The sequence below is a fragment of the Streptomyces sp. NRRL WC-3549 genome (assembly GCF_000721935.1).
In the GTDB taxonomy this organism is placed as follows: domain Bacteria; phylum Actinomycetota; class Actinomycetes; order Streptomycetales; family Streptomycetaceae; genus Streptomyces.
In genome coordinates this window covers 90,070-99,260 of sequence record NZ_KL585423.1, presented here as the reverse complement: position 1 = coordinate 99,260, position 9,191 = coordinate 90,070, and the positions used below count along the sequence as shown (strand labels likewise).

Genomic DNA, 9,191 nt, shown 5'->3' with positions numbered 1-9,191 from the left:
CCCAGCAGGCCGGTGGCGATGCGGCGGGCGGTCCGGGGGGAGACGCCGAGGCGCTTGGCTATGGCCTCGTCCGTGTAACCGCGCGACAGCAGGCGCAGGGTCTCCTGCTGCTGGCGGGTCAGCGAGCGCTCCACGGTCCGCTCGGCCCGGCCCAGCGGCTCGGCGCGGTCCCAGACGCTCTCGAAGAGGGCCTCCAGCGCGGCGATGAGTCCGCGTCCGGTCACCACGAGCGCGCCGAGTGAGGAGTCCTGGTCGTCCAGGGCCACCAGGGCGATCCGGTGGTCGGCGATGATCATGCGCGTGACGAGCGAGGGCGCCGTGCGGATCTCGCCGCCGGCCGAGGCCAGCCAGTTCACGTACGCCACCGTGGGGGCGTGGTTGTGGATGCTGTCGAGGTAGACCGTACGCATGCGCACCCCGCGTGCCAGCAGGCGCTCGTTGAGCGGCCGGGAGGCGTCCATGTTCTCCTCGGTCTGCGCGCCGCCCGTCGCGAACGTCGCGATGTCCTCCTCCACCTCCTCGTGGAGCCGGGCCAGATAGTCCCGTACGTGGTCCACGCCGTCCAGGTGTGTCACCGGCGGCTCGCCCGCGGGCGGGTGCGAGGGCGGGAGCTGGCACAGCAGGGCCGCCACCGCCGCCTCGCCCTCCTCCACCTGCTGGGTGCGGGCCGCGAGGTCGGCCCGCTGACGGGCCAGCAGCATCTCCAGGCCGAGGCGCGGATTGACCACGTGGACCTGACGGGAGCCGTTGCCCGCGGCCGGGCGCACCAGTGACAGGTCGGCCAGTACCTTGACCGCTCCGTCGAACTGATCGGAGGTCAGCCCGAGACGGGAACAATGCTCCGCCGGACCCGCGCCGGGATGACCGAGCATCGCCCGATACACGGCCTCAGCCGTGGCGTCCAGACCCAGGGGGTCCAGCATCGTCCCTCCTCGCCAGGAGACATGCGCCTCGGAGTGTTATTGCCGCAGGCGATGACGTCTACTCCTCGACTCTCCGGTGACGCTCCGGCAAAGATCATGGCACGGTCGCGTCCCCCTGGGCAGAGGGCGTCGGGGCCGGAGCAGCCCCGGAGCCGCCCGCTGGACGGAAAGGGCCATGGCCTCATCGGTCCAGGGGTCTGACCTTCACCGTTGCCTCACTTCCGTACAAAACTCGCCATGCTGTCGACCGTTCCTCGTAGATGGTTGGAAGGGCTCCCCCCATGTCTCAGGTCCATCGCACGTCCTGTCCGGTTCTCGGGACCCTGGCGCTCACCGCGCTCGCCTTCGCCGCCCTCACCGTTCCCGCCCAGGCCGCCGCCCCGGCCGCGTCCGCCCCGCACGCCGTCTCCGCCGCACCGGACACGGCTGTTCTGCCCCACCCGCCCGTCCGCCCGCCCGCTCCCGGCCACGGCCCGCACGACTTCGGCTGGCAGTAGGGCGGGCGGGTACGGCATCCGCGGGGACCGCGGCTGCGGAGAGGTACAGGGGGAAGGGGGACGACGGTGCGATTCCAACTGCTCGGGCCATTGAGCATCACCGACGGGCGGGACGTCGTGGTGCTCCCGCCCTCCAAGCCGACCTCGCTGCTGGCCGCGCTGCTCCTCCGGCCCGGATCGGTGGTCTCCACCGATCATCTGCGGGGCGTGGTCTGGGGAGAGGAGCAGCCGACGACGGCCAAGGCGGCGCTCCAGAGCTGTGTGCTGCGCCTGCGCCGGATCTTCGCCAAGTACGGCATCGAGGACCAGTCCGTCGTGGCCGTCGCCGGCGGATACCGCATCGAGGCCGACGCGGAGACCCTCGACCTGCTGCACTTCCGCCGTCTCGTCGACCGGGCCGCCGCGTCCGGCGCGGAGTCCGAGCCGTACGCCCTGCGGGCCGCTCTCGCCCTGTGGCAGGGGCCGCTCCTGGCCAACGTGCCCTCCGAACTCCTGCACCGGGACGAGGTGCCGAGGCTCGCGGAGGAGCGGCTGAGGGTGCTGGAGCGGGTCTGCGACATCGAGCTGGAGCACGGCCGCTGCCGCGAGACCCTCTTTGATCTTTGGGAGGTTACGCGCGTATACCCGGCTCACGAGCGGTTCGCCGGGCAGCTGGTGGAGGCCCTCTACCGGACCGGCCGGCAGACCGAGGCGCTCGCCGAGTACCGCCGGATCAAGGGCCATCTGCGGGAGGAGCTCGGCGTCGATCCCCGAGCCGAACTCCAGCGGCTGGAACTGGCCATCCTGCGCGGCGACGACCTCGGAACCCCCGACACGGGCCGTGTCCCCGTCGCGCTCACGCCCGTCACCGGGGGCACCGCGGACGGGGCGGGGACGGCCGCCGCCGCGGATCGGGAGCGGGAGGAACCGGCGCACCGTCACGAGCGGCCGGCCGAAGCGGTGGCGGCCCCCCTCCCCACCGTGCCGTGCTTCACCGGGCGGGCGCGTGAAGTGGAGGCCCTGGTCGAGCTGCTGACGCCACGTCATGACGTATCAGGCGTCGTCGGGCCCGGTGACGGCGCCCCGGGGCGCTCATCGGTGGCGGTGCTCTCCGGGGCACCCGGCATCGGCAAGACCGCGCTGGCCCTGCACGTCGCACACCTGGTGCGCGCCCATTACCCGGGAGGCTGCCTGCTGCTGCCGCTGACCCGTCCCGACGGCACGCCGCTGTCGGCACGGGAGGCCGCGGACGCACTCGGCCGGACACTGCCTTCGGGACCCGGCGCCGGGTCCGGCCGCACCCTCCTCGTCCTCGACGACGCGGTCCACCCCGACCAGGTCCGTCCGCTGCTGACCGCCCACGCGGGCGCCGCGATCGTCACCAGCCGGATGGGACTGGCCGCGCTCGTCGCCACCCACGGCGGCACCGTCCACCGGATCGGCGCGCTGGAACCCGAGGAGTCGCACGCCCTGCTCACCGCCGTGCTCGGCCGGGAACGGATCGGGGACGAGCCGTCGGCGGCCCTGCTCCTCGCCTCCGTGTGCGGGCACCACCCCCTCGCCCTGCGGATCGCCGCCGCCCGGCTGCTCACCCGGCCCCGGCTGCGCCCGGCCGACTGCGCCGACTGGCTGCGGCGCGACCTGCCCGCCCGGCTCACCCTGGCGGACGACCCCCGCATGTCCGTACCGCTGACACTGGACGAGGCCCTGGGACGGCTGCCCACGGCGCTGGCCGAGGCCCATCTGCGGCTCGGCGCGTCGGCGCACCAGGCCCTGACCGCCGCCCGTGCCGCCGCCGTCCTCACGATCCCCGAGGAGACGGCCGAGGAGGTACTGGAACGCCTCCTCGACGCCGGCCTCCTGGAGGAGGGGAGGCCGGGGTCCTTCTGGATGCACGAGCTGCTCCGGGCCCACGCCCGCCGTGCCACCGCGCCGTCCGTCGACCGCGTACCGGCCCCGCTGCGCCCGCCCCGGCGCGAGGAGACCCCGGCGGGCCGTCCCAGGCCGGCCGCCCTGCGCTGACGGCACGCCGGCGGCGCGGCAGCACACGAACCCCGCCGCACGCACGCGTCCGGCGGCCCCCGACCCACCCGAACGACGCCCCAGCACAGGCCAGGCCCGGACCCCGGGCCGTCCGACCCGTCCCCAGACCACGAGGTGTGACGCACGCATGGCAACATCGCCGTACGCAGAGACCGCCGGAACCCGGCCCCGAGTCCGTCGCGACGTCCTGTTCACCGAGACACCCGACGGCGTGATCTTCCACAACGCCGACGGCGGGTTCCAGCTCACCGCCAAGTCCGGTTACCGGTTCGCCACCCTCCTGGTCCCGCACCTGGACGGCAGCAGAACCGTCGACGAGATATGCCAGGGCTTCGGGGAGCGCCAGAGGGCCATGGTCGGCGAGTTGGTGAAGGCGCTCTACGCACGCGGCTTCGCCCGCCCCGTGCCCGGCCCCGACGAGACCGGCGGCGCCCTGGTGACCGCGCCGGCCCCGGCCGCCCGCTTCGCGCAGCAGATCGCCTACGTCGACCACTACGCCGACGACGCGGACGCCCGCTTCGCCCGCTTCCGCGCCACCCGGGTCGCCGTGCTCGGCGACGGCCCGGCGGCCCGCTGGTGCGTCCTGTCCCTGGTGCGCAACGGCTGCGCGGCCGTCGCCGTGGAACCGGCCCTCGTGGACGGTTCCGGCGGTGTGCCGGCCGAGGAGTTCGCCACGGTCCACCAGGAGGCCGCCGAACTGGCCGGACAGGACTGCCCCGTCGAGATCGCGGTGCTGCCGGGAGCCGGCGCGCGCCCGGCGGGCTGGGCGGCGTACGACGGGTATGACGTCGTCGTCCCCGCCTTCGGCCCCGGCGTACCGGGCACCGTGCTGCCGCTGCTCCGGGAGGGCGTCCCGGAAGGCCGGACGCTGCTGCCGGCCTGGACGTTCGGCGGACGGGCCGTCGTCGGGCCGGTGGCGACCCCCGGTTCGACGGGCTGCTGGTCCTGCGCCGCCCTGCGGCTGGGCGCGTCCGGCGGCCCGGCGGCGGCCGGGCTGTGGAGCGGGCTGGCGCTGGGCACCGGCACCCCGGGGGCGCAGCCCGCGGGCCCGCTCGCCGCGATGCTCGGCAACCTGCTCGGGTACGAGGTGTTCCGGCTCGTCACCGGGGCGCTGCCGGCCGAGACCCGGGGGCAGCTGCTGATCCAGGACATGGACTCCTTCGACGTCGTCTCGGAACCCCTGCTGCCGCACCCCCGCTGCCCGTTCTGCGCCGCCCCCGGCGCACCGGAGGCCGAGCCGGTCGACCTGGCCGCCGCCCCCGCCCGCCCGGCGTTCCTCCCGACCGTCGCCACCGCCCCCGACGACGACGCCGCCCAGGGCCCGCTCGCCGAGCTGGAGCGCCGCTCCGCGCTCGTCCGCCCGCACGCCGGGGTGTTCACCCGGTACGCGGACGAGCCGCTGACGCAGACACCGCTGAAGGTGGGCGCCGTCGTCCTCGGCCTGCCCGGCGGCGCGCGGACCGTCACCGCCTTCGACGTGCACCACACCGCCGGGGCCCGGCTGCGGGCCCTGAACGCCGCCGCCACCGTCTACGCCGAGCACCTCGTGCCCCGAGCCCCCGCACCCGAGCACGCGACGGCCGGCGGGCTGCCCGCCGTCGCCCCGGACGCGCTCACGATCGCCTCGGGCACCGGCGGCACCGGGGCGGTCCCGGTGTGGACCCTCGCCACCTCGCTCGTCACCAAGGAGGCGGTACGGGTGCCCGCGGGCGCCGTGCGCCCCTTCGGCGCGGACAACGCCGACCGCCGCTTCGAGCCGACCCGGGCCGGTGCGGGCGCGGGCGCCGACCTGCCGGAGGCCGCCGCGGCCGGTCTGCTCTCGGCCCTCGCCCACGACGCCCTGCGCCGGGCCGTCCGGGGGGACGGGGAGGTACGGGTGATCAGGCCCGCGGCCTTCGGGGACGACCCCGAGACGACGTTCCTGCTGCGCTCCGCCGCCCACCTCGGCGTCCCGGTGGAACTGCTCGACCTCGGTGAACGCCCGTGCTCCGGCGCCTCGGTGGTCCTCGCCAGGACCACGGGCGACCAGCGCGCCCAGGGCCCCGCCCGCTGGTCGGTGGGTGCCGCCCTGGACCTCACGGCCGCCGCCGTGGACGCCGTACGCGACCTGCTCGGCGCGGTGCAGCTGGCCGCTGAGGACGGGCCGACCGGTACGGCCGCGGACACCGGTGACCCGCTCCTGCGCGACCTGGACGCCGCGCTGATCCCGCTCACCGCCGACGGGCCCGCCGCCGGCCCCGACGGGCCCGTGGGCCGGACCCGGATCCTGGAGCGTCTCGCCGCCGACGGCCGCGACGCCCTGGTGGTGCCCACCCACGCCGCCGACCTGCCCACCGCGGGCATCCACACCGTCCGCGTCCTGCTCACCCGGGCGGTCACCGATGCCGGCTGAGCCCACGGCCCCGCCCGGCCCGGTCACCGTGCGCCCCACCGCGCGGGCCGGGTCCACCCGCCGGTTCGGCGGTGCCCTGCGCGCCGCCCTCGACGAGGTCCTGGCCGGTGCGGACGGTCCCGCGGTGGCCCTGGCGCCCCTCGGCGTCGGCGACGCCTACGCGGACGGCCCCGGCGCCCCCGCGCCCGGTTCGCACGTCCCCGTCCACCTGTACGGGCGCCAGGTGCTGGTCGGACCGTGGCCCGCCGAGGGCCGGACCGCCGGCTGCGGGACCTGCCTGGCGCGGCGGTGGCAGGGCGTGCGCACGGTGTCCCTGCGCGAAGGACTCGAACGCGGCTCGGAGACCCGGTCGGTGGGGGACTGGCCGTACGCCACCCCGTTCGCCGCCACCGCCGTGGCCGCGCTGCTCGCCGGGCTCGCCGCCCGGGAACCGGCCCCCGGACCGTACCCGAGGGTGCACCTGCTGGACCTGGAGGCCCTGACCGTCCGCAGCCACCCGCTCGTCCCCGACCCGGAGTGCCCGGCCTGCGGCGCACCCGGACCGGACACCGCCGAGGCCGCCGAACTCCCCCTGGAACCCGCGCCGAAGTACCGGCCCGGAGCCTTCCGGACACGGCCCGTCGAGGACTACCGGCTGCCCGTGGACGCCTTCGCCAACCCGCACTGGGGGGCGCTCGGGCCCTCCGTGATCTGCGACGTCGCCTCCACCACCACCTCCGCCACCGTCGGCTGCTTCTCCACCCGCTCCGGGGAGTACCTGCGCGAGACGTTCTGGGGCGGCCACGCCGGGACCTACGCGCACAGTCTGGGCATCGGCGTGCTGGAGGGGCTGGAGCGGTACGCCGGGATGCGCGCCCGGGGGAAGACCACCGCCCTCACCGCCTCCCTCGACGACCTCGGCCCGGACGCCGTCGACCCGCGGGAGACGGGCCTGTACTCCGAGGAGTTCTACCGGGACAACCCGCGGGTGCGCCCCTTCACCCCCGACCGGGAGATCCCCTGGGTGTGGGGCTGGTCCCTCCGCGACGGCAGGCCCCGCCCGGTCCCCGAGGTCCTCGGCTACTACCACGCGCCCGGTCTGGAGCACCGCTTCGTGCAGGAGAGCTCCAACGGCTGCGCCTCCGGCGGCAGTACGGCGGAGGCCGCCTACTTCGGGCTGATGGAGGTCGTCGAACGGGACGCCTTCCTGCTGGCCTGGTACGGCCGGGTACCGCTGCGGGAGATCGACCCCGCGACCAGCACCCGCTGCTCCACCCGGCACATGGTGGACCGGCTCGCCATGTACGGCTACCGGGCCCGCTTCTTCGACACCCGGATCGGGTTCCCCGTCCCCGTGGTCACCGCCGTCGCCGAACGCTTCGACGGCGGCACCGGCCGGATGTGCTTCGGGGCGGGCGCGGGCCTCGACCCGGAGTCCGCGCTGGACTCGGCGCTCTGCGAGATCGCCACCGACTCGGTCAACCTGGTCGGCCGGACCCGGCGCGACGAGGCCCGGCTGCGGGCCATGGCGGAGGACTTCTCGCTGGTCACCACGCTCCACGACCACCCGCTGGTCTACGGGGTCCCGGCGATGGGGCGGCACGCCGACTTCCTGCTGCGCCAGCCGTCCCCCCGCCCGCCGCTGCGGGTGGCCGACCTGCGGTGGCCCGACGCCGACGGTGCCCCCGCCGCCCCGGACCTCCGTGAGGACCTGCTGCGCGCGGTGGCCGCCGTCACCGCCGCCGGGTTCGACGTGGTCGTCGTCGACCAGACCCTGCCCGAGCAGCGCGCCCTCGGGCTGCACACGGTGAAGGTCCTGGTGCCCGGACTGCTCCCCATCGACTTCGGCTGGTCCCGCCAGCGCGCCCGCCACATGCCCCGGATGCGCACCACGCTGACCGCGGCCGGCCTCAACCCCGCACCCCACCCGTTCCCGTGACGGCCCGTCCGCACCGCACGCCCATCCGAAAGGGGTCCGGCCCCATGGGGTACGCCCACGAGTACGCCGACGCCGTCCTGCACCGGGGCCGCGTCCCGATGGAACCCGCCGACTTCGTCCCCGACTGGGCCGACGGCCCACGCAAGGGGAAGTTCCACCCGGGCGTGGAGGCCTACGCCCTGCCGGACGGCGACGACCTGCCCGACCCCCCGGCGGCACCCGGTCTCCTCCCGGAGGCAGACGGAGCGCACGGCCGCGCCACGGGGTTCACGCTGCCGCTGCTGGCCGCGATGCTCAAGGACTCCTACGGGCTGACCGGCCGCCGGCTGGGCGTCCAGGCCAACAGCGACCTCTCCGGCCTGCCCTTCTACACCCACGCCAACTGGTCCCGGGGCACCGCGGGCGGCGGCGGGCTCTACCCGGTCACCCTGTCCTGGGCGTCCGGCCCGTCCGGCCCGCTCACCCCCGGCGTCCACCACTACGACGTCCACCGGCACGCCCTGCAGCGGCTGCTGACCGGTGACGTCACGGACCGGGTCCGCGAGGCGCTGGGACCGGACGCGCCCGCCGAGGCGCTGGAGACCGACCAGTACCTGATCCTGGGCGTGAAGTACTGGCAGAACACCTTCAAGTACAACAGCTTCTCGTACCACGTGGTCTCCACCGACCTGGGCACCGTCGCGCAGACCTGGAAGATCTGGGCCGCCGCCCGCGGGCTGCGGACCGCGCCGGTGCTGTGGTTCGACGAGCCCCGGCTCAACGGACTGCTCGGCACCACCGGGACCCAGGAGGCCGTCTTCGCCGTCGTCCCGCTGCGCTGGGAGGGCCAGGACGGCGGTCCCGGGCGCACCGGCGGCACGGCCGGCCCCGACCCGGCGGTCGCGCACCGCGACGTCGAACGCTCCCGCACGGTCCTGGAGTTCCCGACGGTCCGCGCCATGCACACCGCCACCACCGAGCACGCCGCCGACCGCCCCGCCCCCGGCGCCCTCGCCGCTGCCGCAGCCCTCCCCACCCCCTTGGGCGGCACCCGGGTCCCGCTGCCCCCGCCCGCGTTCCCCGAGGTCCCGGTGCGCCGGGTGCTGCGCTCGCGGCGCAGCAGCTTCGGCCGCTTCGACGCGGCCCGCCCGGTCATCCCGGACCAGCTGTCGGCCGTCCTCGCGGCCTGCGCGGCGACGACCCTGGACCTGTCTCTTATACACCCGGCTGTACGCCTTCGTCAGCCATGTGGAGGGCGTCGAGCCGGGTGCGTACGTCCACGACCCGGAAGCCGGGGACCTGCGGCTCGTGGAACCGGGGCCGCAGGGGGCGTTCCTCCAGGAGACCTACTTCCTGGCCAACTACAACCTGGAACAGGCCGGTGCCGTCCTCGTGCCGACCGTCCGCACGACGGCCGTCCTGGACGCGGTGGGGGCTGTCTCTTATACACATCTCTGAGC

The 9,191-nt window shown here is 75.6% G+C and carries 5 protein-coding genes and 1 pseudogene; 5 read left to right on the top strand and 1 reads right to left on the bottom strand.

Translation table 11 applies throughout. The features are described 5' to 3' along the window. Positions 1–923, bottom strand: a 923-nt coding sequence (locus IH13_RS0126805) for a helix-turn-helix domain-containing protein (RefSeq protein WP_037842425.1), incomplete at its 3' end; no start/stop codon positions are given. 281 nt (positions 924–1,204) lie between these two features. On the opposite strand from IH13_RS0126805, the gene IH13_RS0126800 reads away from it, so the two are divergent. The 5 genes and pseudogenes from IH13_RS0126800 to IH13_RS38505 form a co-directional block, all read left to right on the top strand. Beyond that, complete coding sequence (locus tag IH13_RS0126800; RefSeq protein ID WP_031088548.1) at positions 1,205–1,420, top strand: hypothetical protein; 216 nt, start codon at positions 1,205–1,207, stop codon at positions 1,418–1,420. A 66-nt stretch (positions 1,421–1,486) separates the two neighbouring features. After that, a complete protein-coding gene (locus tag IH13_RS0126795; RefSeq protein ID WP_031088547.1) occupies positions 1,487–3,421 on the top strand; it encodes an AfsR/SARP family transcriptional regulator in 1,935 nt (644 codons plus the stop codon). A 148-nt stretch (positions 3,422–3,569) separates the two neighbouring features. Next, complete coding sequence (locus tag IH13_RS0126790) at positions 3,570–5,834, top strand: TOMM precursor leader peptide-binding protein (RefSeq protein ID WP_031088546.1); 2,265 nt, start codon at positions 3,570–3,572, stop codon at positions 5,832–5,834. Next, entirely contained in the window at positions 5,824–7,752 is a 1,929-nt protein-coding gene (locus IH13_RS0126785; protein WP_031088545.1) for a TOMM precursor leader peptide-binding protein, read from the top strand. The genes IH13_RS0126790 and IH13_RS0126785 overlap by 11 nt, the downstream gene beginning before the upstream one ends. A gap of 44 nt (positions 7,753–7,796) precedes the next feature. After that, positions 7,797–9,177, top strand: a pseudogene (locus tag IH13_RS38505) (nitroreductase); the annotation flags it as partial. Between the last annotated feature and the right edge of the window lie 14 nt (positions 9,178–9,191).